Origin of the sequence: Pelomonas lactea (assembly GCF_043555885.1) — a bacterium.
In the GTDB taxonomy this organism is placed as follows: Bacteria; Pseudomonadota; Gammaproteobacteria; order Burkholderiales; family Burkholderiaceae_C; genus Pelomonas; species Pelomonas lactea.
In genome coordinates this window covers 80,333-104,099 of the sequence record NZ_JBIGHX010000005.1, presented here as the reverse complement: position 1 = coordinate 104,099, position 23,767 = coordinate 80,333, and the positions used below count along the sequence as shown (strand labels likewise).

The 23,767-nt window shown below is 69.4% G+C and carries 14 protein-coding genes; 10 read left to right on the top strand and 4 right to left on the bottom strand.

Features of this window, described 5'->3' with window-relative positions; genetic code table 11:
- The first annotated feature begins 8 nt into the window (after positions 1-8).
- The 9 genes from ACG04Q_RS15505 to ACG04Q_RS15465 all read left to right on the top strand — a co-directional run bounded on the left by ACG04Q_RS15505 (position 9) and on the right by ACG04Q_RS15465 (position 14,925).
- Entirely contained in the window at positions 9-1,706 is a 1,698-nt protein-coding gene (locus ACG04Q_RS15505; RefSeq protein WP_394511822.1) for a glycosyl hydrolase family 18 protein, read from the top strand.
- An 80-nt stretch (positions 1,707-1,786) separates the two neighbouring features.
- Complete coding sequence (locus ACG04Q_RS15500) at positions 1,787-3,388, top strand: chitinase (protein ID WP_394511821.1); 1,602 nt, start codon at positions 1,787-1,789, stop codon at positions 3,386-3,388.
- Between the two features lie 64 nt (positions 3,389-3,452).
- Positions 3,453-5,072 carry a carbohydrate-binding protein gene (locus ACG04Q_RS15495; RefSeq protein WP_474103961.1) on the top strand — a complete coding sequence of 540 codons (1,620 nt, stop codon included), beginning with the start codon at positions 3,453-3,455 and terminating at the stop codon, positions 5,070-5,072.
- Positions 5,073-5,473: 401 nt separating this feature from the next.
- A complete protein-coding gene (locus ACG04Q_RS15490) occupies positions 5,474-6,523 on the top strand; it encodes a LacI family DNA-binding transcriptional regulator (RefSeq protein WP_394511819.1) in 1,050 nt (349 codons plus the stop codon).
- Between the two features lie 351 nt (positions 6,524-6,874).
- Positions 6,875-9,892 carry a TonB-dependent receptor gene (locus ACG04Q_RS15485; protein ID WP_394511817.1) on the top strand — a complete coding sequence of 1,006 codons (3,018 nt, stop codon included), beginning with the start codon at positions 6,875-6,877 and terminating at the stop codon, positions 9,890-9,892.
- A gap of 236 nt (positions 9,893-10,128) precedes the next feature.
- Positions 10,129-11,661 carry a tryptophan halogenase family protein gene (locus ACG04Q_RS15480; RefSeq protein ID WP_394511816.1) on the top strand — a complete coding sequence of 511 codons (1,533 nt, stop codon included), beginning with the start codon at positions 10,129-10,131 and terminating at the stop codon, positions 11,659-11,661.
- Positions 11,658-12,365 carry a SapC family protein gene (locus tag ACG04Q_RS15475; protein ID WP_394511815.1) on the top strand — a complete coding sequence of 236 codons (708 nt, stop codon included), beginning with the start codon at positions 11,658-11,660 and terminating at the stop codon, positions 12,363-12,365. Before ACG04Q_RS15480 ends, ACG04Q_RS15475 begins: the two co-directional genes overlap by 4 nt.
- An 11-nt stretch (positions 12,366-12,376) precedes the next feature.
- A complete protein-coding gene (locus ACG04Q_RS15470; protein ID WP_394511814.1) occupies positions 12,377-13,384 on the top strand; it encodes a cupin-like domain-containing protein in 1,008 nt (335 codons plus the stop codon).
- Positions 13,381-14,925, top strand: coding sequence for a tryptophan halogenase family protein (locus ACG04Q_RS15465; protein WP_394511813.1), 1,545 nt, complete (start codon positions 13,381-13,383; stop codon positions 14,923-14,925). Before ACG04Q_RS15470 ends, ACG04Q_RS15465 begins: the two co-directional genes overlap by 4 nt.
- A gap of 21 nt (positions 14,926-14,946) precedes the next feature.
- Here ACG04Q_RS15465 and ACG04Q_RS15460 read toward each other — a convergent pair whose 3' ends face one another.
- Entirely contained in the window at positions 14,947-16,551 is a 1,605-nt protein-coding gene (locus ACG04Q_RS15460) for a rhamnogalacturonan lyase B N-terminal domain-containing protein (protein ID WP_394511811.1), read from the bottom strand.
- A 574-nt stretch (positions 16,552-17,125) separates the two neighbouring features.
- Here ACG04Q_RS15460 and fusA point away from each other — a divergent pair.
- The gene (gene fusA / locus ACG04Q_RS15455) at positions 17,126-19,138 is read left to right on the top strand and encodes an elongation factor G (protein ID WP_394511809.1); all 2,013 of its coding nucleotides are present in this window, start codon (positions 17,126-17,128) and stop codon (positions 19,136-19,138) included.
- 718 nt (positions 19,139-19,856) lie between these two features.
- Here the strand turns inward: fusA and ACG04Q_RS15450 are convergent.
- From ACG04Q_RS15450 to ACG04Q_RS15440, 3 genes are read right to left on the bottom strand one after another with little or no spacing between them, the layout of a single operon-like run.
- On the bottom strand, positions 19,857-20,585 hold the full coding sequence (locus tag ACG04Q_RS15450) for a polysaccharide deacetylase family protein (RefSeq protein ID WP_394511807.1): 729 nt from the start codon (positions 20,583-20,585) through the stop codon (positions 19,857-19,859).
- A complete protein-coding gene (locus ACG04Q_RS15445) occupies positions 20,585-21,898 on the bottom strand; it encodes an MFS transporter (RefSeq protein ID WP_394511806.1) in 1,314 nt (437 codons plus the stop codon). Before ACG04Q_RS15445 ends, ACG04Q_RS15450 begins: the two co-directional genes overlap by 1 nt.
- A gap of 29 nt (positions 21,899-21,927) precedes the next feature.
- Positions 21,928-23,676 carry a glycoside hydrolase family 9 protein gene (locus ACG04Q_RS15440; protein WP_394511805.1) on the bottom strand — a complete coding sequence of 583 codons (1,749 nt, stop codon included), beginning with the start codon at positions 23,674-23,676 and terminating at the stop codon, positions 21,928-21,930.
- Positions 23,677-23,767: the final 91 nt, after the last annotated feature.

Genomic DNA, 23,767 nt, shown 5'->3' with positions numbered 1-23,767 from the left:
GTCTTTCCATGAAGCCATCACCCCTCGGCATTCCGGTGCAGCAGCTGCGCCGCCTCGCCGCCATCTCCGCCGCCGCGTTCGCACTGAGCGCCGGCGCCCAGACCTACCCCGCCTGGGCCCCCGACACCTACTACACGGCCGGCACGGTCGTGACCTACCAGGGCCGGCTGTACCGCGCCACGGTCAACCAGACCGACTACGCCTCCACCGGCTGGAACCCCACCAACGCGTCGCTCTGGACGGACCTGGGCGCCACCGGCGGCCCCGCGCCGTCGCCGGCCCCCACCCCGGCGCCGACGCCCGCGCCCACCCCGGCCCCCTCGCCCGCCCCGGCGCCCAGCGGCAGCTGCGCACCCGTGTGGGTCGCCAGCAAGGCCTACAACGGCGGTGAGATCGCCAGCAAGGGCACCACGAACTACAAGGCCAACTGGTGGACCCAGGGCAACGACCCCGCCACCAGCAGCGGCCCCACCGGCAGCGGCCAGCCGTGGACGTCGCAGGGCGCCTGCACGACGTCGCCTTCGCCGAGCCCCAGCCCCAGCCCCAGTCCGTCGCCGTCCCCCAGCCCCTCCCCGGCCCCGGCGCCCGGCCTCACCGACCCCGCCGCCAAGTCGGCCACGCAGAACGGCCGCGCCTACACGGTCTACTACCCGAGCTGGAGCGACAACTGGTTCGATGCCACCGGCAAGACCCTGAACCAGGTCTTCCAGGCCAGCAACTTCGCGCGCATCCCGGCCAACTACACGCACGTGGTGGCCGCGTTCGCGCAGCCCAACTTCACGTGGGGCGGCATGGCGGCCAACAACTGGTCGGGCACCGGCATCAACTTCAACGGCCGCCCGTCGGACATCAAGGCCGCCATCGACGTGCTGCACGCCCGCAACATCAAGGTCATCCTGGCCGTGGGCGGCGCCACGTACAACAGCTGGAGCACGCTGTCCGCCGAGGGCCACGCCGGCAGCGGGCCGACGATCACGGCGCTGGCCAACATCATGAAGGACGTCGGCTTCGACGGGCTGGACGTGGACTTCGAGATCGAAGGCCTGGACGCCTATGCCGGCGCCGTGAAGGCGATGCGCAAGGCCGTCGACCTGGCCGGCGGCGGCCGCATCCTGTCGGTGGCCGGCTGGTCCACCGGCGCGGACTGCACCGGCGCGACGCAGAACGACCCGCAGTGCGCGGGCGTGGGCGTCAGCTACTGGGGCGGCAAGGCCGGGCTGGAGCGCCAGCTCGTCAACAGCTACCCGGCGCTGAAGACCGCGTTCAACCTCGTGAACATCATGAGCTACGACGCGCGCTTCGAGCACTACGACGGCGTGACCGCCTGGAAGCAGTACCGCCAGCTCTTCCCCAGCAGCACCATCGTGTCCATCGGCTTCGAGACGGCCCCCGAGGGCTGGGCCGGCGGGCAGCTGGTGGTGAACAACGCCGACGCGCAATGCACCGGCTCGGTCATCCTGCAGAACAGCTACGGCGCCACCATCAACCAGCCCTACTCGGTGGAGCGCTACCTGAACGCGGTGACCACCAGCACGCTGGCCAACAGGAACCCGCGCGACGGCGCCATGCTGTGGCAGGCGCTGAAGACGGCCACCGGCAGCTGCGGCAGCGCGCCACTGGCGTCGCCGGGCTCCATCGGCAGGAAGGCCGCGGGTGCGCTCGGCCTGGTGGACGACCCGGCGCTGCAGAACGCGCCCTGGAAGTAAGCCCGCGGCTCGGTTGAGCCCCCCCGCCGCCCCGGCCTCGCGCCGGGGCGCTTCCGTTCATCCCTCGACTGGAGAACCCGATGATCTCGCGCCCACCCCTGCCGCGTGCGGCCAGCCCCTGGCTCGCTTCCATCCTGAGCGCCGGCGCACTGCTGCTGGCCACGCCCTCCTTCGCCCAGAGCTATCCCGCGTGGAAAGCCGACACCTACTACACCGCCGGCACCGTCGTGACCTACAACGGCCGCCTCTACCGCGCCACGGTCAACCAGACCGACTACGCATCCACCGGCTGGAACCCCACCAACGCATCGCTGTGGACCGACCTCGGCGCCGCCAGCGGCCCTGCGCCGTCACCGGCCCCCACCCCGGCCCCGACACCCGCGCCCACCCCCGCGCCGACGCCCGCCCCCTCGCCTGCCCCGGCGCCCACGCCGAACGGCGACTGCGCCGCGGCCTGGGTCAGCAGCAAGGCCTACAACGGCGGCGAGATCGCCAGCAAGGGCAGCACCAACTACAAGGCCAATTGGTGGACGCAGGGCAACGACCCCGCGACCAGCAGCGGCCCCGCCGGCAGCGGCCAGCCGTGGACGTCGCAAGGCGCCTGCGGCAACGCGCCCAGCCCGTCACCAAGCCCTGCCCCCAGCCCGGCCCCGTCGCCAAGCCCGGCGCCGTCACCATCACCCGCCCCCAGCCCATCGCCGAGCCCGGCGCCCTCTCCCAACCCCGGCAAGCATCAGCTGATCGGCTACTGGCACAACTTCACCAACCCGTCGGGGCCCACGTTCCCGATCAGCGAGGTCCCGGCGGCCTATGACGTCATCGTCGTCGCGTTCGCCGACGACGGCGGCAACGGCAACATCACGTTCAACCTCGACGGTGGTTCGGGCGGCGAGGCGCGTTTCATCGCCGACGTCGCCGCGGCGCGCGCCCGCGGCAAGAAGGTGGTGCTGTCCTTCGGCGGCCAGAACGGCACGGTGACGCTGAACAACGCGACGCATGTGACCAACTTCGTCAACAGCGTCGAGGCCATCCTGCGCAAGTACGGCTTCGACGGCATCGACATCGACCTGGAGAGTGGTGCCGGCGTGCAGTCGGGTGCGCCGGTCATCACCAACCTCGTGACGGCCGTGAAGCAGCTTAAAGCCCGCATCGGCAGCGGCTTCTACCTGTCGATGGCGCCGGAGCACCCGTACGTGCAGGGCGGCTACGTCGCCTACAGCGGCATCTGGGGCGCCTACCTGCCCATCATCGACGGCCTGCGCGACGAGCTGAACGTGCTGCACGTGCAGTACTACAACAACGGCGCCGTCTACACGCCGTACGCCACGCAGGGGCTGGCCGAGGGCAGCGCCGACATGCTGGTGGCGACCAGCCGCATGCTGATCGAGGGCTTCACGACCAACAACGGCACCGGGCCCTACGTGTTCCGCGGGCTCAGGCCCGACCAGGTCGCGTTCGGGCTGCCGTCGGGCCCGTCGTCGGCCAACAGCGGGCAGGCCAGCGTCGCCACCATCACCGCGGCGCTGAACTGCCTGACCAAGCTGACGCAATGCGGCGCCATCAAGCCGCCGGTCGCCTACCCGACGCTGCGCGGCGTGATGACCTGGTCCATCAACTGGGACAAGAAGGACGGCCTGGCCTTCTCCAACGGCGTGCGCAACGCGCTGAACGCACTGCCTTGACCCCTCGCCCGGACTGGCCGTGCTGAACGCCGGCCAGTCCAGTCGGTCCCCCAAGGGGACGGCGATGCTCGCGGCGTTGAGCCGCGAGCACATCGCCCTTGCGGGCCGGCTTGGCGCGGCCCGGCGCTCGGCCCGAATACCCCCTTCACCCAACCTCCCTAGCTTCATCACACCAAGGGTGTTGCCTAGGTTGCGCGGCCGCTCTTTTCGTCATCATGTGAAAGCGCTTTCAGCGTTCGTGACGACAACACCCAAGGAGACCCCCATGAGATTCCTGCGTTCCCTGATCCACCCCGGCCTGGCCGGGTTGCTGCTTGCCGCAACCCAGCTCGCCCATGCCCAGGGCTGGCAGCTCGTCTGGAGCGACGAGTTCAACGGCAGCATCGGCCCGAGCTGGGTCTTCGAGACCGGCGCCGGCGGCTGGGGCAACAACGAGCTGCAGTACTACCGGCGCGAGAACGCGACGATCGAGAACAACGCGCTGGTCATCACCGCCAAGCGCGAGAACTTCGGCGGCATGGCCTACACGTCGGCGCGCATGAAGACGCAAGGCCTCAAGACCTTCAAGTACGGCCGCATCGAGGCGCGCATGAAGCTGCCCAGCTTCCTCGGCGCCTGGCCGGCGTTCTGGATGCTGGGCGCCAACCTGCCGCAGGTGGGCTGGCCGGCCTCCGGCGAGATCGACGTCATGGAGAAGATCAATGACGAGCAGAAGGTCTACGGCACCATTCACTGGCAGGACCACAACAACCAGTACGCGCAGTACGGCGGCAACCTGGCAACGTCCGTGACCGACTGGCACGTCTACGCCGTCGAGTGGGACGCCAACGCCATCCGCTGGTACGTGGACGGCACCAAGTACCACGAGGCCAGCATCGCCAACGGCGTCAACGGCACCAGCGAGTTCCAGAACGACTTCTTCCTGCTGCTGAACTTCGCCATCGGCGGCAACTGGCCGGGCTTCAACGTCAACACCGCGGCGCTGCCGGCCAAGATGTACGTGGACTATGTGCGGGTGTACGCGCCCGCCACCGGCGGCGTCGCCACCGTCCACCAGGACTGCAACTACGGCGGCTACGCGGCCTCGCTGCCCGAAGGCAGCTACACGCTGGCCCAGCTGCAGGCGCGCGGCATCCGCGACAACGACCTGTCGTCGCTGCGCGTGAACGCGGGCTACCAGGTGCAGCTGTTCGACGGCGACAACTTCACCGGCGCCAGCGTCACGCGCACGGCCGACACCGGCTGCCTGGTGGACCAGGGGTTCAACGACCGCGCCACGTCCGTCATCGTGTCCAAGGCGGCGCCGGCCTGGTCGCGCCAGATCGAGGCCGAGGCCTTCAACGCGCAGGCCGGTGTGCAGCTGGAAGCCTGCGCCGAGGGCGGCCAGAACGTCGGCTGGATCGATACCGGCGACTGGATGGCCTACAACAGCGTGACCTTCCCCACCAGCGGCAGCTACCGCGTGGAGTACCGCGTGGCCAGCACCGGCGGCGGCACGCTGTCGCTGGACCTGAACGCCGGCAGCATCGCGCTGGGCCAGGTGGGCGTGCCCAACACCGGCGGCTGGCAGAACTGGCAGACCGTGTCGCACACGGTGAATATCAATGCCGGCACCTACAACGTCGGCGTGTTCGCGGCACAGGGGGGGTGGAATCTGAACTGGATCAAGTTCACCAAGCTGTAGAACCTGTTGGCCCCTCGCCCGGGCTGGTCGCGCTGAACGCGGGCCAGCCCAGTCGGTCCCCCGAGGGGACGGCGATGCTCGCGGGGGCTGCCCCGCTCGCACATCGCCCGAGCGGGCCGGCTTGGGGCGGCCCGGCGCTCGGCCCGCGGGCCACAAGCCCCTCGCCTGGTCTTGCGGGGCTGAACGCCCGCAAGACCAGTCGGTCCCCCGAGGGGACGGCGATGCTCGCGGGGGTTGCCCCGCTCGCACATTGCCTGAGCGGGCCGGCTTGGGGCGGCCCGGCGCTCGGCCTGCGTGAAGGCACGACGGCCGCGGCGATGCGGTCACGGCGCGTGGCGCGTGAAAGCCTGATGAACCCGCGCCGAAGCCCCGCCTACACTCGGTCACCTCTTTGCACGCCGATGAACGCCAAGCAGCCCCCCGCCAAGAAAGCGCCTTCAAGCCGCCCGGCCGGTGTCGTCACGCTGGAACAGGTGGCGGAAGCGGCCGGCGTGTCACCCAGCACGGTGTCGCGCATCCTCAACGGCACGGCCGCCGTCAGCCAGGCCAAGAAGGACGCCGTGCAGGCCGCCATCCGGGATCTGGGCTTCCAGCCCAACCCGGTGGCACGCGGCCTGGCCGGCGGGCGCACGCTGTCCATCGGCGTCGTCACGCAGATCATCTCCAGCCCGTTCTACGGCGAGGCGCTGCTGGGCATCGAGCGCGAGCTCGAACGTGCCGGCTACGTGCCGCTGTTCGTGTCCGGCAACTGGCACGAGGACGACGAGCGCAAGGCCATCGAGGCGCTGCTGTCGCGCCGCGTGGACGGCATCATCGTGCTGGCCGGCCGGCTGTCCAACGAGAAGCTGGTGCAGCTCACCACCGGCCTGCCGACGGTCGTCGTGGGCCGGCAGCTGGCGGGCCCCAAGCTCTACAGCTTCGGCTTCGACAACCGGCTGGGCGCCCGCCTGGCCACGCAGCACCTCATCGAGCAGGGGCACCGCCGCATCGCCTTCATCGCCGGCGACCTGCTGCACGACGATGCCGTCGAGCGCCAGGATGGCTACCTGGACGCGATGGCCGCCGCCGGCCTGCCGGTGGACCCCGACCTGATGGTGCAGAGCGACTTCACGGCCGCCGGCGGCATGCTGGCCGTCAGCCGGCTGCTGGAGCGCACCGTGTCGTTCACGGCGATGTTCGTCTCCAACGACGAGATGGCCATGGGCGCCTGCCTGGGCCTGCACCGCCGCAACCTGCGCGTGCCGGACGACGTCTCCCTGGTGGGCTTCGACGATGTCGTCATGGCCCGCTACACCATGCCGCCGCTGACCACCGTGCGCCAGTCGGTCTACGAGATCGGCAGCGAGGCCGCGACGGCCATGCTGGCCATGCTGAACGGCGGCACGCCCAAGGCGCAACTGCAGACGCCCGAGCTGGTCGTGCGCGAGAGCACGCGCCGCCTGCTGCGCTGAACCCTCCCCGCTGAACGCCCGCCGGCTGTTGTTCGGCTGGGGAAAACCATGTGGCTGATCACCCGGGTCTGCCGCATGATTGAATGAAAGCGCTTTCAGAGAATTTCAGGACGCCGCTTTCCAACCGCGAACCGCCCCGCTCCGCCATGCGGCGGCCGGCCCATCCGTCGATGGGATCGGCCCTCGCAGGCCGGTGAGGCGCCAAAACACCCCTCCGGATCCCGCCGTGCGCGCTGTTGCCGCCACGCCGCAGACCAAGGGTGTTGCCTAGGTTGAAAGCGCTTCCAATCCCGTATTCTTGAAAGCGCTTTCAGTCTTTCACATCAAAAGATCCCACCTGGAGACAACTGAATGAGAACACCCCGCCCAGCCCTCCGCCTCACCAGCCTGGCTGCCGCCAGCGGCCTGCTGTTTGCCGGCGCCGCCGCGATGGCGCAAGGCGGCAACCCGAACGCGGGCCCGACGCCCACCACCTCCGTGCCGCAGGCGCTGGCCAGCACGACGCAGCTGGAGACGGTGGTCGTCACCGGCATCCGCCGCGCGCTGGAGACCTCGGTCAACCTGAAGCGCTCGTCCTCCGGCCTGGTGGACGGCATCGTGGCCGAGGACATCGGCAAGTTCCCCGACACCAACCTCGCTGAATCGCTGAGCCGCATCTCCGGCGTGTCCATCGACCGTGCCAACGGCGAAGGCACCCGCATCACCGTGCGCGGCATGGGCCCCGACTTCAACCTGGTGCTGCTCAACGGCCGCCAGATGCCCGGCTCCAGCGTGGATGGCGGCGCGCCGTCCTCGCGCTCGTTCGACTTCTCCAACCTCGCCGCCGACGGCGTGGCCGCGCTCGAGGTCTACAAGACCAGCCGCGCCAGCAGCCCCACCGGCGGCATGGGCGCCACCATCAACGTGCGCACGCCGCGCCCGCTGGACACCCGCGACACCATCGCCCAGGTGGGCGTGAAGCTGGTCAACGACGACTCCGCCCGCCGCCTGCCCGGCGAAGAGCAGGGCAAGAAGCTGACGCCCGAAGTCAGCGGCATCTACAGCACGCAGACCAACGACGGCAGCTTCGGCATCGCGCTGATGGGCACCTACCAGGTGCGCGACTCCGGCTACTCGCAGGCCAACGTCAGCAGCGGCTGGAAGACCTTCGACGGCATCAAGGACAACAACTGGGACGGCGCCAACGCCATCTGGGGCGGCCTGCCGCCGGCCCCCACCGCCGACATCAAGAACCGCCCGGTGGCTGGCTCCGTCTACAGCGTGCCGCAGAACCTGAACTACTCGTTCACCGGCGTGCACCGTGAGCGCCTGAACGGCCAGCTCGTCCTGCAATACAAGCCCACCAAGGACCTGATCGGCACGCTGGACTTCGTCATGTCGGAGCAGAAGTTCCGCCAGCGCCGCAACGACATCTCAGCGTGGTTCAACTACGGCGGCCAGTTCGGCGAATACCAGACCGGCTCGCCCGCCTCGCCCATCATCTACGGCGAGAAGATCCCCGCCGGCAATGCCGACCTGGCCATGGGTGCCTCGCGCATCCAGACCAAGAACAAGAACCAGCAGATCGGCCTGAACCTGAAGTGGAAGGCCAACGACGCGCTGAACTTCGAGTTCGACGCCCACCACTCCACCGCCACCTCCGGCGCCAACGACCCGCTGGGCACGTCCGTCACGCTGGGCACCGCGTCCATGAACCGCGGCGACACCTCCGTCGACTTCAGCAACAAGTTCCCGGTGCTGATGATCAAGGGCACCACGCTGGACCCGGCCGCGCAGCAGCTGCAGGGCTCGGTGTTCGGCAACAGCTACCAGAAGAACCGCATCAACCAGATCCAGACCAAGGGCAACTGGAAGATCGACGCCGACAGCAGCCTGGACTTCGGCCTGACGCTGACGGACGTGAGCAACCGCTCGGCCTTCGCCAACGTGCAGCGCGACACCTGGGGCAACAACGCCGCCGGCGGCCCCGCCGGCCTGCCGGACAACATCTGGAAGGCCGACTCGATCAGCAAGTACTTCCAGAACATCCCCGGCGCCGGCGACCCGCGCCTGTTCAACCAGTTCTTCTATTTCAACTTCGAAGACCTGCGCGCCGCGGCCATCAAGACGCTGGGTTCGGACACGCTGCTGAAGGCCTCGTTCGACTGGCAGGACGACTTCCGCACGACGGAGAAGTCGCAGGCCGTGTTCGGCCAGTACAACCTCGGCTGGGAGATGGGCGTGCCGATGGAGGTCGCCATCGGCGCCCGCTACGAGCGCACCAAGGTGAGCTCGCCGTCCGTCGAGAAGATCCCGGTGTCCGTCGCCTGGGTCGCCAACAACGAAGTGCCCATCAGCTTCAACGGCACGCGCTCCTCGGGCCGTGATGGCAAGTACGGCTACTTCCTGCCCTCCATCGACTTCAGCGCCGACGTCACCAGCGACACCAAGCTGCGCGCCAGCTACGGCCAGACCATCGGCCGCCCGGGCTGGAACGCCATCCAGGGCGGCCTGAAGCTGGACCCGCTGGCCCGCGTGGACGGCGGCTCCGGCTCGGTGGGCAACCCCAACCTGAAGCCGCTGAAGTCCAGCAACCTCGACTTCTCGGCCGAGCACTACTACGCCAAGAGCAGCTATGTCGCGGCCAGCTACTTCCGCAAGTCGCTGAAGGACTACAACGAAGCCGTCATCAACAGCACCAGCCTGTTCGACCTGCACACCCCGATCGGCAACGCGATGTACAAGCAGGCGCAGACGACCGGCGGCTGCGGCGCCGACTCCGACTGCATCCGCAAGTACATCTTCACGAACTTCCCGAACGCACCGGGCGTCAACGGCACCACGGGCACCTCGCTGGGCAGCATCACCGCCCAACCGAGCGACCCGTTGCTGATGTTCAAGATCGGCAGCTACATCAACAACCAGCGCACCAGCAAGCTCAGCGGCATCGAGCTGAACGCGCAGCACATCTTCGGCAACACCGGTTTCGGCGTCTCGGCCAACTACACGAAGGTCAAGTCCAACCTGAACTACAACAACGCCAAGGCGGGCGCACAGACCGATGTGCTGGTGGGCCTGGGCAACTCCGGCAACCTGGTGGGCTTCTTCGAGAACGAGACCTTCTCGACACGGATCGCCTACAACTGGCGCGGCAAGTTCCTGGCGGCCAACTACGGCGGCTCGGAAGGCGCGCAGCCGCTGTACGTCGAGCCCTTCGGCCAGTTCGACCTGAGCGTGGGCTACAACTACACGAAGAACCTGCGGCTGCAACTCGAGATGATCAACTTCACCGACGAGTACACCCGCACGCACCTGCGCAACGAGAACCAGATCGGTGCCGTCACGCAGCTGGGCCGTCGCATCATGCTCGGCGCGCGCTACAAGTTCTGACGCCGAACGCCTCCGGGCCGGCTCCGACCGGCCCTGCAGGAAAACCGGGTGCCCTGCCCGGTTCCTTCTGAGGCACAGTCTGGTTCGGCGGTGCTCATGCTCTGGGTGCCGCCCTTGTTCGCCATTTGGCGAGGCCGCGCGAGCGGCTTTTTTTGTTGGCCCCTCGCCTGGCGCGCCCCGCTGGGCGCGGGCGCGCAGTTCGGTCCCGCGGCGACGGACACAGGCTGGCAGTTGACATGAGTGATCGAGTTCGGGAAGTGGTGGTACTCGGCGGTGGCTCGGCGGGCTGGCTGGCGGCCGGCCTGCTGGCCGCCGAGCATGCCGACCTGCACATCACGCTGATCGAGTCCAGCGACGTGCCGACCATCGGCGTCGGCGAAGGCACGTGGCCGTCCATGCGCGACACGCTGCGCCGCATCGGCTTGTCCGAGTCCGAGTTCATCCGCCGCTGCCAGGTGTCGTTCAAGCAGGGCTCGCGCTTCGACGGCTGGGCCCGCGGCGCCGCGGGCGACGCCGGCGACCGCTACTACCACCCCTTCATGCTGCCGGTGGGCCATGGCGACGCCGACCTCGTGCAGGCCTGGCTGGCCACCCAGCCCGGCCGGCCGTTCGCCGACGTCACCAGCCCGTCCGTGCAGGTCTGCGAGGCCGGCCGCGCGCCCAAGCAGGTGCAAACGCCCGAGTTCGGCGCCGTCGCCAACTACGCCTACCACTTCGACGCCGGCCTGTTCGGCCAGATGCTGCGCGAGCACGCCATCCGGAAACTCGGCGTCCGCCATGTCGTCGACCATGTCGACGCCGTCACCAGCCACGAGAGCGGCGACATCGCCGCGTTGCAGACCCGCGAGCACGGCCCGCTGGCGGCCGACCTCTTCATCGACTGCTCCGGCCTGACGTCGCGCCTCATCGGCCAGCATTTCGGCGTACCGCTGAAGAGCGAGCGCGACGTGCTGTTCAACGACGCGGCGCTGCCCGTGCAGGTGCCCTACGCCGCGCCCGACGCGCCGCTGGCCCCGGTCACCGTTGCCACCGCCTGGGCCAAGGGCTGGATCTGGGACATCGGCCTGCCCACGCGGCGCGGCGTCGGCTGCGTCTACTCGCGCGCCCATGCCAGCGACGACGAGGCCCACGCCGCGCTGCAGGCCTACCTGGACGCCACCGGCGCCCCGGCCGAGCGGCCCGCGCCGCGCTCGCTGCGCTTCGACCCCGGCTATCGCGAGCAGTTCTGGGTGCGCAACTGCGTCGCCATCGGCCTGTCCAGCGGCTTCATCGAGCCGCTGGAGGCCTCGGCGCTGGCGCTGGTGGAACTGTCGGCCCAGCGCCTGTGCGACGAACTACCGATGACGCGCGCCGCCATGCCCGCCGTCGCGCGCCGCTTCAACGAAGACTTCCGCTACCGCTGGGCCCGCGTCATCGACTTCCTGAAGCTGCACTACGCGCTCAGCCAGCGCGACGACAGCCCCTACTGGCGCGCCCACCGCGACCCGGCCACCTGGCCCGAACGCCTGCGCGAGTTGCTGCCGCAATGGCGGCTGCGCGCGCCGGCGCGGCACGACTTCGGCCGCATCGACGAGGTCTTCCCGTCTGCGAGCTACCAGTACGTGCTGTACGGCATGGGTTTCCGCCCTGACACGCAGCCCCTGTCGCCCGCCAAACTGCAGGCAGCCCAGGCCTGCTTCGACGAGGCCGCCCGCCAGGCGCGCCGCTTCGTGCCCGCCCTGCCAGGCCATCGCAGCCTGATCGACCACATCAAGAAAACCGAGACATGAAACCCGCCCTGCTCGACAACGTCACCCACCGCCACCTGCGCGTGCACACCGAGCGCTCGGCCGCGCGCGGCGACGCGCGCCAGTCGGCCCTCGCGCTGCCGGCCGAGTTCCGCCAGTTGCAGGCGCATTTCCCCATCGTCTTCCAGCTTGTCGAGGGCGACGCCGGCTTCCAGCCCGTCGCGCTGTTCGGGCTGGAGGAAGGCCAGAACCTGTTCCTGACCGACACGGGCTGGGACGCCCCCGTCATGCCGATGGCGATGCAGCGCGACCCCTTCCTGATCGGCCGCGCGCCCGACGACAGCCTGCAGCTGCACATCGACCTGGACAGCCCACGCATCGTGCGGCCCGAGGAGGGCGAGGTCGGCACCGCGCTGTTCATGCCGCACGGCGGCTTCAGCGACCACCTCGACCATGTCGTGCGGCTGATGGAGCACCTGCACGCGCAGGCCCAGCACCTGCCCGTCTTCATCGAGGCGCTGACGCGCCACCAGCTGCTCGAGCCCTTCGTCATCGACATCGAGACGCCGGACGGCGAGCAGGGCCGGCTGTCGGGCCTGTTCACCATCCACGAGGAGCGCCTGGCCGCGCTGCCCGGCGCCGCGCTGGAGGCGCTGGCGCGCGAAGGCCACCTGCTGCCCATCTACATGCAGATCGCGTCGCTGGCGCAGCTACCGGTGCTGCTGGACCGAACCACCAAACGCTGAATCTCTCCGCCATGCGAGCAGTACCCGCCTGGACCGGCCCGTTCGACGCGCAACAGCTCCCCGCCGAGCTGCTGACCGCCGACCGCCCCTACGTCGTGCGTGGCGGCTTCGCGCACTGGCCCGTCGTGCAGGCGGCGCGCCAGTCCGACGAGTCGCTGGCCCGCTACCTGATGGGCCTGTACAACGGCGTGCGCGTCGGCCTGTTCCAGCTGGCGCCCGAGGCGCAGGGCCGCGTCTTCTACGCCGACGACACGCTCACCGGCTTCAACTTCCAGCGCTTCAGCGCGACGCTGGACCAGGTGCTCAGCGGCTTGCTGGGCGTGGCGCACAACCCCGAGCCGCCGGCGCTGTACGTCGGCTCGACGACGGTGGACGCCGTGCTGCCGGGCTTCCTGGACGCCAACGTGATGGGCCTGGGCGAACGCGATGCGCTGGTCAGCCTGTGGCTGGGCAACCGCACCCGCATTGCCGCGCACTACGACCTGCCCGACAACCTCGCCGTCGTCGCCGCCGGCCGGCGCCGCTTCACGCTGTTCCCGCCCGAGCAGATCCACAACCTCTACATGGGCCCGCTGGACCCGACACCCGCCGGCCAGCCCGTCAGCCTGGTGGACTTCGCCCGGCCCGACCTCGAGCGCTTCCCGCGCTTCGCTCAGGCGCTGGAGGCCGGCGAGACGGTGGAGCTGGAGCCCGGTGACGCGCTCTTCATCCCCAGCATGTGGTTCCACCACGTCGAAGGCCTGGCGCCGGTCAACCTGCTCATCAACGCCTGGTGGCGCCAGACGCCCGAGCACGTCGACTCGCCGCTGGCCACGCTGCGGCTGGCGCTGATGACGCTGCGCGACCTGCCCGAGAAGGAAAAGCGCGTCTGGCAGCACCACTTCCAGCACTTCGTCTTCGGCGCCGACGCGCACACCTGGGACCACATCCCCGAGGCCGCCCGCGGCCTGCTGGGGCCCATCGACGAGCCGCTGTCCCGGCAGGCCCGCACCCAACTTCTGAACCAGCTCAAGCGATGAACACCACCATGAAGCCCTTCAACCGCGTCGTCATCGCCGGCGGCGGCACCGCCGGCTGGATGATGGCCGCGCTGATGAGCAAGTTGCTCGGCAAGCAGCTGGACATCAAGCTCGTCGAGTCCGAGGAGATCGGCACCGTCGGCGTCGGCGAGGCCACCATCCCCGCGCTGCACACCTTCCACAACCTGCTCGGCATCAACGAGGCCGAGTTCATGGCGGCCACCAACGCCACCTTCAAGCTGGGCATCAACTTCGAAGGCTGGAAGAACGTCGGCGAGAACTACTTCCACTCCTTCGGCGTCACCGGCAACGACCACTGGAGCGCCGGCTTCCAGCACTTCTGGCTCAAGGGCCGCCAGGAAGGTCTGTCGCGCAGCTACACCGACTACAACCTCGAGACGCTGGCCGCGTACAGCAACCGCTTCGCGCACCTGCCGCGCAACGGCATGAACTACGCGTACCACCTCGACGCCAGCCGCTACGCCAAGTACCTGCGCGCGATGAGCGAGGCCCACGGCGTGCAGCGCATCGAAGGCAAGATCGCGGCCGTGCTGATGGACGGCCCCCAGGGACGGGACGGCGACATCACCGCGCTGCAGATGCAGGACGGCAGCCGCATCGACGGCGACCTGTTCATCGACTGCACCGGTTTTCGCTCGCTGCTGCTGGGCGAGGCACTGGGCGTGGGCTACGAGGACTGGTCGTACTGGCTGCCCTGCGACCGCGCGGTGGCCGTGCAGACGGCCTCGGTGCGCGAGGCCTGGCCGTACACGCGGTCCATCGCCCACCCGTTCGGCTGGCAATGGCGCATTCCGCTGCAGCACCGCGTCGGCAACGGGCTGGTCTACAGCAGCAAGGAACTCAGCGACGCCGATGCGCCCGAGGTGCTGAAGCAGAACGTCGAGGGTGAACTGCTGACCCCGCCACGCATCATCAAGTTCCTGCCCGGCCAGCGCGACAAGGTCTGGCACCGCAACTGCGTCGCCGTGGGCCTGGCCAGCGGCTTCGTCGAGCCGCTGGAGTCCACCAGCATCCACCTCATCCAGCGCTCGGCCATCCGGCTCATGCAGATGTTCCCGGCCGGCGGCATCAGCCAGGCCGACATCGACGAGTTCAACCGCCAGAGCAAGCGCGAGCTGGAGCACATCCGCGACTTCATCGTGCTGCATTACCACGTCAACGAGCGCACCGACTCGGCGCTGTGGCAGCACGTGCGCGAGATGGACATCCTGCCCTCGCTGCGCCACCGCATCGACCTGTTCCGCGAGACGGCGCGCGTGTTCCGCCCCAGCGACGAGCTGTTCGCCGAGATCTCCTGGGTGCAGGTCATGATGGGCCAGGGCATCACGCCCCAGCGCTACCACCCGGTGGCCGACCAGATGGGTCGCCAGGAGCTGCGCGACTTCCTCGGCGACATCCACACCCGCATCACGCGCACGCTCAGCGCGCTGCCGCAGCACCAGGCCTATGTGGAGCAGCTGTGCGCGCCTTACCGCGGCGCGACGACGGCCCAGCTCGCCGCGACGCCGCTGGGGGCCTGAGCCCGGCGGCGGGCGCCCCTCTCAATACAGGTCGATGGCGTCGACCGCAAAGCCGGGGCTCAGGTAGGCCGTGCTGCCGCTGCCCGACGCGACGTTGATCGTCAGCGTGTTGGCACCGGCCACGAAGGCGCTGGCCGGCACGCTGAACGTGAACACCGTGTTGTTGCCGCGGTAGGTGCCGATGGTCAGCGAGCGGGAGTCGGGCTGTGTCGACGCCGCCGGCACGCTGCTCGTCCAGCCGTTCACGCTGATCTGCGGCCGTGCATTGGCATAGGCTGCCGAGATGCCGACACGCACCGTGCGCGCGGCCAGCTGTGCGCTGGTCAGGTTGAAGGTGATCTTGGTGTCGCCGTTCACGCCCTTCCAGATCGCGCCGGGGAACTTGTTGGTCGCACTGCCCACGGCATACGTCACCGGCCCCCACGACGGGTTGCGCGAGTCCGACGGGTGACGCACGTTGAGCGTCTGGCCGTTCAGGAACTCCAGCGGCGTGCCGTCCCACTGGCCCACGCGCCACAGCACGGGCTGCGATGACGGGTCGGCCGTGATGGCGCGCGTGTTCAGCGTCGTCGTGCCGCCGCTGCCGACGGTCACCGGCTCCGAATGGACCGCCAACTCGCCCTTGTAGACGGTCATCGTGTAGCTGCCCGGCTTCATGCCGGCGACGCTGGCCGCACCGCTGCTGCTGGCCGTGCCCCAGTACTGCGCCGTGCCGTTGGCAAAACCCACCGTGTACGTGAAGGCCGTGTCCATGCCGGTGAGGCCGTTCAGCACCACCTTGCCGCGGCTGCCGCTGGCGACCCAGCCGTTGAGACCGAGGCTGGACATCCAGCCCATGTCCGGCACGGCCGGCGTGGCGCCCGTCGTCACGACCATCGCATAGGGCCCGTGCAGGCCCATGCGAAAGGCCTCGGTCTGGTTGTGGCCCGAGTTCATGTAGTTCGTGACCTCGACGTCGGTGTCGGTCTTGAACTGGATGTCGCGGAAGAACGGGCCGCCCGACGACGACTCGCGGTTGCCGTAGGCCATGAAGACGCCGACACCGCTGCCGGTGACTCCGCGCAGCGTCAGGTCCTTGGCGCGCTGGTTGCCGTAGTACTTGGAGCGCGTGGTGCCGTCGCTCATGGCGACGACGTCGGTGCTCTCGATGGCACCGGTGTTGCCGGTGTGGTTGGACTCTGTGGGCACGCCCGTGAAGACGCTGCGGTTCAGCCGCGTGATCCAGCGCAGCTCCCCCACCGACGGCTCGGCCGTGATGTGGGTGGCCATGTAGACGATGTTCTCGCCACTGCGCACCGCGAGGTAGTGGGTGAGCGTGGACGTGGGGATGGTGATCAGCGCCGTGCTGCCCGACACGCTGTAACCGGGCATGGCCGACAGGCCGGAACTGATGTGCGAGCCCTTGGTCTGGCCCAGCAGTTCGGCGCCACCGTTGAGCTTCATGCTCGTGATGTCGCCATTGGTCTTGCTGACCTTGAACACCAGCCCCGCACCGCTGTCGACGGTGAGCACGCCGCCGGCATCGGTGACGCCGAAGGCCGCCAGCGCCGGCGCCGAAGCGAACAGGGTCGAGGCGGCCGCCGCCAGGCTCAGCGCGGCCGGGCGCGCTCGCGGAAGAGGGTTCATCGCAAAGTCTCCAATCGTTGTGGGGCGCGTGCGCCGCCTTCGCCGGCGCCGCCGCGGTGCCACTCCTTGTGATGCCGGAGCGGTCCAGCCCAGTCTAGGAAGGGCGGCGCGCGGGCCGCCTCGGGCGCGCTACCGAGAAGCGGCATTCACTCAACCGATTGATTGCTCCGCCGCCAGCGGCGACATCGGCGCTCTTGAAACCGGCGCCCGTGGCGCCAGATGCCCCCACAGCCCCAAGGCCTCTCCCGAACCACGGCACAATCGCACCCATCATGAAGATCAACCACACGACCCAAGCCCGCCTCAACACCTGAGCGCCCTTCGACCGTGTTCGGAAGGCGCCAAGCCTTCCGGTTCAAACCCAACCCCGGCAGGCTCGTCCCTCCCGGGGTTTTGTTTTTCCAGAGCTCAAGCCATGCGCACGCGCACCTTCGACAAGCTGATCGCCACGATTCCCGAGCGCCGGAGCGCGGCTCGGCCCTGCCTGTCGCGTGCGCGCTTCGGCGTCCTGACCCAGCGCTAGCCCCGTGGTTCCTCCACCGGGCTGGCAAAACCACCCGAATCAGGAACCACCATGAACTCGAACACCTTCCGCAACCTGCGCAACATCGGCGTCATCGCCCACGTCGACGCGGGCAAGACCACCACCACCGAACGCATCCTGTTCTACACGGGCGAGAACCATCGCATCGGCGACGTCAACGACGGCAACACCGCGATGGACTTCGACCCGCAGGAACGCGCCCGCGGCATCACCATCCACAGCGCGGCGACCACCGTGCACTGGCACGGCACGCAGATCAACCTGATCGACACGCCCGGCCACATCGACTTCAACCTCGAGGTGCGCCGCTCGCTGCGCGTGCTGGACGGTGCCGTCGTCGTGTTCGACGGCGTGGCCGGCGTGGAGCCGCAGACCGAGACCAACTGGCGCCTCGCGGACGAGTACCGCGTGCCGCGCCTGGCCTTCGTCAACAAGCTGGACCGCACGGGTGCGGACTTCCAGCGCGTCATCACGTCTCTGCGCGAACGCCTGGGCGTGCGCGCGCTGCCGCTGCAGCTGCCCATCGGCGCGGAAGCCGAGTTCCGCGGCGTGGTGGACCTGCTGACGATGCAGGCCCTCGTCTGGGACCGCGACGATGCGAAGGCGCCGCCGCGTGTGGACGCCATCGCGCCCGAACTGCAGGCTGCCGCCGAGGCCGCCCGCGCGCTGCTGCTGGAAGCCGCCGCGGAACAGGACTGCGCGCTGCTGGATGCCTGGCTGCGCGGCGACGCACTGCCACTGGACGGCGTGCGTGCGGCACTGCGCCGCGGCACGCTGGCGGGCGCCTTCGTGCCCGTGCTGGCCGGCTCGGCCTTCCGCAACCGCGGCGTGGAGCCGCTGCTGGATGCCGTCGTCGCCTACCTGCCCGCCCCTGGCGAGGCGCCCGGCGCGGCGTCGACCGATGGCCCGCTGTCTGCCCTTGCGTTCAAGCTGACCGCCGACGACCACGGCGCGATGGTGTTCGTGCGCGTCTACAGCGGCAGGTTGAAGCGCGGCGACACGGTCTTCAACGCGAGCACCGGCAAGGCGGAGCGCGTGGCGCGGCTGTACGAGATCCACGCCGACCGCCGCGTCGAGCGCGACGAACTCGTCGCGGGCGACATCGCGGGCGTCGTTGGGCTCAAGGACGTGCTGACCGGGCACACGCTGGCGTCCGCCAAGGACGCTGCCGTGCTGGAAAGCATCGTCGTGCCCGAGGCCGTCATCGACGTCGCCATCGAGCCGCGCGCGCAGGCCGATGCCGCGGCCCTCGCGAAGGGCCTGGGCGTGCTCGTGCGTGAGGACCCGTCGCTGCGGCTGCGTCAGGACGCCGACTCGGGCCAGACGCTGCTGTCCGGCATGGGCGAGCTGCAGCTGGAAGTGGCCGTGGAGAAGCTGCGTTCCCGCTTCGGCGTGGACGTGGCGGTGGGCCGCCCGCAGGTGGCCTATCGCGAGACCATCACGGCCGCGGCCGAGGTGCGCCATGTGCACAAGAAGCAGAGTGGCGGCCCCGGCCAGTTCGCCGAGCTGACGCTGCGCATGGCGCCGCTGCCGCGCGGTGAAGGCTTGCGCTTCGAGAGCACGGTGGTGGGCGGAGCCATCCCGCGCGAGTTCATTCCGGCGGTGGAGGCGGGCATCCGCAAGGCGGCGCAGGCCGGCCCGTTCGCGGGCTATCCGCTGGTGGACTTCGAGGCCGTGCTGGTTGACGGCAGCGCCCACGTGCGCGACTCGTCGGCGCTGGCCTTCGAGCTGGCGGCGGCGCAGGCGTTGCGCGAGGCGGTGCTGAAGGCCGCGCCAGTGGTGCTGGAGCCGCTGATGGCCGTCGAGGTCATCACGCCGCAGGACTACCTGGGCGACGTCATCGGCGACCTGCTGCGCCGCCGCGGCCACGTGCAAGGCCAGGACGCCCGCGGCAACGCGATCGTCGTGACAGCGCACGTGCCGCTGGCGCAGATGTTCGGCTACATCGGCCAGCTGCGCGCGCTCAGCTCGGGGCGCGCGCAGTTCACGATGCAGCTGAGCCACTACGCGCCAGCGCCGGCACGCGCTGCACTGGCGGCATGACGGAGGGCGAAAGGCCGACAGGCCTTTCGCCCTTTCTGCTTGGAGGCCCCCGACAAAGCCAAACCCGAAAACCGGCTGGCAGCGGCTGTTCTTCACTCCCCCTCTGAGCCCGCCGAGGAACGGAAAGCCTTGAGGCCGCGCGCGCAGCGCGCTTCAAGGCCTGACTTCGCGCAGTTGTCTGAGCGCAGCGTAGCGAAGCGAGTTCTGCGCGAGGCCTCAAGGCTTGAGTACCGCAGGGAAGCCCGCTGCGAAGCAAAGGGCCGGGCGGATCGGGGGCGACTTTTTGCCTACTTTTTGGTCGCTCAAAAAGTAGGTCGCCCGCCGGGGCGATTTCCGGCATGGGCCTCACGCGGCAGCCCGCCGTTGCCAAAGCGTCTGCCTCGCCGAGGAGGCCCATCGACCTGCACCTTTCCGGCCACTGTGGTGCGGGGATTTCGCCCCCGCGGGCGACCTACTTTCTGGACCGCCAGAAAGTAGGCAAAGAGCTCCCCCCGACCGCACCGCCCTCCGCTTCGCTTCGGGTTCCCTGCGCTGCTCAGGCCTTGAGGGCCCGCGCAAAACTCGCGCCGCTACGCTCTGCTCAAACAGTTGCGCGGAGTCAGTTGTCGAAGCGCGCTTCGCGCGCGCCCTCAAGACCTTGCGCTGCTCGGCGGTGCTAGAGGGGGCATACCGAACAGCCGCACCAGACGGCTTTCGGGCTTGGCGGTGGGCTGCGCCATCACTCCCAGCGCAGGTGCACCACCTTGAAGCCCTTGGCCCTCAACGTCTGCAGCAGGAACGGCAACGCCTTCGCCGTCTGGTCCTGCGCGTCATGCAGCAGCACGATGCCGCCGCCCGACTTGGCCAGTTGGCCCAACAGCTTGTCGGCCAGCATCTGCGGCGACTGGCCTGGAAGCCAGTCCTCGGCGCCGGCGTCGACCGACATCACGGTGATGCCCTGCTTCGAGAGCGCGCCCATCAGCACCGGCGACTCGGCTAGGAAAGGGAAGCGATAGGCCGCAGGCTGCACGCCCAGCGCGTCCACGTAGGCGGCGATCATGGCCTTGAGGTCACGCACCTGGTCCTCCGCCGGCAGCTGCGAGAAGTTGTCATGCCGATAGCCGTGCATGCCCACCGTGTGTCCGGCATCTCGCACCTGCCGTGCCAGCGCGGGGTGGCGGCTCATCGGCTCGCCGTTCATGAAGAACGTGGCCTTCACGCACTGGTCGGCCAGCGCCTTGAGCACCAGCGGCGTGGACTCGGGCCGTGGGCCGTCGTCGAAGGTCAGCACCACCTCGCCCGGCGCCAGGCCCGGCAGCGCGGCGTGCTGCGCGGTGCCCCAGGCGGCGCCCTCCCGCTTGAGGGTCAGCGTGCGTGAGGTCCCCAGCACGTCAGCGGCGCAGCCAGGCTCGGCAGCCGTGGCGGCGGTGGTGGCAGCGGCAAGCACCATGGTCAGCAGCAGCTTCATCAATGCGCTCCGGCGGGCGCAGCAGCGTCGCCCGCGGCCACCTCTTCGTGGTCGTGCGGGAACGGCGCCAGCCAGGCCAGGATGACCGGCGGAATCGAGAAGATCAGCACCCAGCCGAAGAAGCTCAAATAGTTGTGGCCGACGTGGTTCCACAGCAGGCCGCTGACGGTGCCCGTGCCCCACTTGGTGAGCGCCATGACGCCGGTGGCCATCGCGTAGTGGGCCATGCGGAACGGGCCCGGTGCCACCTGCTGCATCATGTAGAGCATGTGACCCACCGAGCCCATGCCGAAGCCGAATTTCTCGATGGACACGATGACGGCGACGGTCAGCGCGTCGGTCGGCATCGTTTGCGCGAGATAGTAGTAGGTCAGGTGCGGGATGTTGAGCACCAGGGCCAGGATGAAGAAGCTGTGCGGCAGCGTGCGCTTGGCCACCAGGAAACCGCCCAGGAAGGCGCCGGCGATGAAGGTCAGCGTGCCGACGGTGCCGTTGATGTGGCCCAGCGTCTCGTTGTCCAGCGCCAGGCCGCCGGCGGCGCGGGCGTCCAGCAGGAACAATGGGCCGAACTTCTCGATGAAGCCCTCACCGAAGCGGTAGAAGAAGATGACGGCCAGCATCATCCAGATCTGCGGCTTCTGGAAGAAGCTGACCCAGATCGTCACATTGGCCTTGAGGCCTCCCGCGAAGCCTTCGCCATGACGCGTCGGCGGCGCGCCGGGCGGCAGCACGCGCACATGCCACAGGCCGAACGCGGCCATCGCCCCCGCAGCGAGCAGCACGACGACGGTCCAGCACTGCACCCAGGGGAGCCCCAAGTGGTTGTGCAGGTAGCCGGTGAGCGACACGAACAGGCCGGAGGCCACCACCGCCCCCATGTTCCAGCACATGCCTTGCAGGCCGGCGTAGCGGGCCTGGTCGGTCTTGGACGCGGTGGTCATGAACACGCCGTCGGCGCAGGTGTCCTGCGTGGCCGACGCGAAGCCGACGATCCAGAAGAAGGCCAGCGACAGCTTGAAGAAGTCGGCCAGCGGCAGCACCAGCGCGATGAGGCCCAAAGCGGCGGCCATCGTGAACTCCATGCTGATGACCCAGAAGCGCTTGCTGCGGTAGGCCTCCAGCAGCGGCGCCCACAAGGGCTTCAACACCCAGGGCAGGTAGAGCTGCGAGGTGTAGAGCGCGATGTCCTCGTTGGGCACGCCGAGGTTCTTGTAGATGATGGCCGCGACGACGCCCACCATCACGTTGGGCAGGCCCATGGCCAGGTAGAGCGAGGGCACCCAGGTGAGCAGGTGGCGTTGGCGGGTGGTCATGTTTGTCTCCGTGTTCTTGTCGCCAACCCTCAGCGGGGCTTGGGCGTCAGGGCCTGGACCGCGGCCGATACATACACGAGCGGCGCGTTCCAGTTGATGGCTACCTCGTTACTGGCGTAGCTGCAGTGGTGGTCCAGGTAGGACAGGGCCGGCAGCTTGGAGGCATAGGCTGGGCAGTTCGTCTGGTCCTGCTGGCCGGGGTTGGGGCCGCCGGCGAGGAAGCCGGGCACCGGCGCGTCGATGCCGTCGGCTTCGGACGGGCGGTGGTGGGGGTGCAGCGGCGGCTTGGCGCCGAAGCCGGTCACGTAGCTCTGGCCCAGCGGGTTGCGGCCCAGCACGTAGTCCAGCACGGACTGCGCGGCGTCGAGCTTGCGGCGGTCGCCGTCCAGCCGGTAGGCCTGGATCAGCATCAGTGCCTGGTTCAGCGCGTGTGCGTTGCTGCCCCAGACGAAATCGGCCGGGCCCTGCATCGTCAGCCGGTAGGCAGACGACTGCCAGGCCGCGGCGAGTTCGTCGCCGAGGCCGGTCACGCGCTTCGTGACGAGCTCGGCATCGGCGCGCGAGAGGCTCTGGCGGTGCTGGGCCAGGCTCATCCAGGCCAGCCCGACGACGTCGCCCCAGCTGGGCACGCGGATGGCTTGCCGCTCCAGCGCGAGCACGTCGCGGTAGTGGGCGTTGCCGGTCGTGAGGTAGAGCTCGGCGGCGGCCCAGGCGAATTCGTCGTCGAGCTGGGCGTCACCGTACTCGCCGGTGCGCACGTCGGGCGGGTTCTTGAACGCGAACTGCGGATTTGCGCGGGCCCATGTCCACGCGGCGATGGCCGCCTCGCGCAGGCGGGCGGAAAACCCCGGCCGCTGAGCCTCGAAGGGCTTGAAGATTCGGCTGGCCTGGGCCATGACGGCGGCGAAGTCCAGCGCCGCGGCGGTGCTCTTGGCGACGACGTAGCGCGGCGCGCGTGCTTCGTGCGGCATCTGGCTGCCGTCGAAGCCCAGGTTGGTGAGCTTGTGATAGACGCCGCCATCGGCGGGGTCCTGCATCGTCAGCATCCAGTCGAGGTTCCACAGCACCTCGTCCAGCACGTCGGGCAGGTCGTTGCCGCTTTCCGGGATGTCGAGCTGCTGCGCCTTGAACAGCTCGGGGAACTGCTCCCACGCGGCCAGCAGCGTGTAGACGCTGATGCCGGAGTTGACGATGTACTTGTTGTAGTCGCCCGCGTCGTACCAGCCCTTGGGCGACGACAGGCGCGTGCCCTCGGGGCGCTTGTCGCTGGCGGCCGATGCGTGCACCAGCACGTCGGTGTCGGGGTGGCCGGCAGCGCGCGCCCAGCGGCCGGCGTGGCGCGACTGCAGCGCGGTGCTGGCGCGGTTGAAGTAGAAGGCCTTCAGGCTGGCGGCGTTCAGCGCGGCGTAGGCATCGGGCGCGATGCGGATGCGCGGCGAGGCCGGCTGGCCGTCCACGCGCAGCTCGTACTCGCCCACGTCGGTCAGCGCGGAGACGTCGGCCAGGCGCACGGCGGCACCGGCCGGGGCCCAGGTCTGCGCAGGGCCCAGGCGGCCACGCAGCACGACGTCGCCACTGCCCACGCGCACGACGCGGAACTCGTCGGCCGCGTCGGCCGGCAGCGCGGCCCATTTGGCGGCGGCGGGCAGGTAGCCCACCTGGTTGACGGCAATGCCCTGGGCCTGCGCGCCGAACGCGCCGGCCGCGGCCAGCAGGCCGGCCGCAAGGCGCCGGAAGAAGGAGGGAGCCGCGTGGCGCGGCAGACGGGTTGGCTTCATGGCAGCGGGATTCTGACAGCGCTATCCAGACCCCGGCGATCGGAGCCTGTGCCGGGGGCGGGCCGCCGCCGGCCCGGGTGGGCGGCGGCGG

Bases quoted from the DNA above. Each gene is read 5' to 3' on its own strand.
- ACG04Q_RS15505 (WP_394511822.1), top strand. From the start codon at position 9: ATGAAGCCATCACCCCTCGGCATTCCGGTGCAGCAGCTGCGCCGCCTC.
- ACG04Q_RS15500 (WP_394511821.1), top strand. From the start codon at position 1,787: ATGATCTCGCGCCCACCCCTGCCGCGTGCGGCCAGCCCCTGGCTCGCT.
- ACG04Q_RS15495 (WP_474103961.1), top strand. From the start codon at position 3,453: ATGCTCGCGGCGTTGAGCCGCGAGCACATCGCCCTTGCGGGCCGGCTT.
- ACG04Q_RS15490 (WP_394511819.1), top strand. From the start codon at position 5,474: ATGAACGCCAAGCAGCCCCCCGCCAAGAAAGCGCCTTCAAGCCGCCCG.
- ACG04Q_RS15485 (WP_394511817.1), top strand. From the start codon at position 6,875: ATGAGAACACCCCGCCCAGCCCTCCGCCTCACCAGCCTGGCTGCCGCC.
- ACG04Q_RS15480 (WP_394511816.1), top strand. From the start codon at position 10,129: ATGAGTGATCGAGTTCGGGAAGTGGTGGTACTCGGCGGTGGCTCGGCG.
- ACG04Q_RS15475 (WP_394511815.1), top strand. From the start codon at position 11,658: ATGAAACCCGCCCTGCTCGACAACGTCACCCACCGCCACCTGCGCGTG.
- ACG04Q_RS15470 (WP_394511814.1), top strand. From the start codon at position 12,377: ATGCGAGCAGTACCCGCCTGGACCGGCCCGTTCGACGCGCAACAGCTC.
- ACG04Q_RS15465 (WP_394511813.1), top strand. From the start codon at position 13,381: ATGAACACCACCATGAAGCCCTTCAACCGCGTCGTCATCGCCGGCGGC.
- ACG04Q_RS15460 (WP_394511811.1), bottom strand. From the start codon at position 16,551: ATGAACCCTCTTCCGCGAGCGCGCCCGGCCGCGCTGAGCCTGGCGGCG.
- fusA (WP_394511809.1), top strand. From the start codon at position 17,126: ATGAACTCGAACACCTTCCGCAACCTGCGCAACATCGGCGTCATCGCC.
- ACG04Q_RS15450 (WP_394511807.1), bottom strand. From the start codon at position 20,585: ATGAAGCTGCTGCTGACCATGGTGCTTGCCGCTGCCACCACCGCCGCC.
- ACG04Q_RS15445 (WP_394511806.1), bottom strand. From the start codon at position 21,898: ATGACCACCCGCCAACGCCACCTGCTCACCTGGGTGCCCTCGCTCTAC.
- ACG04Q_RS15440 (WP_394511805.1), bottom strand. From the start codon at position 23,676: ATGAAGCCAACCCGTCTGCCGCGCCACGCGGCTCCCTCCTTCTTCCGG.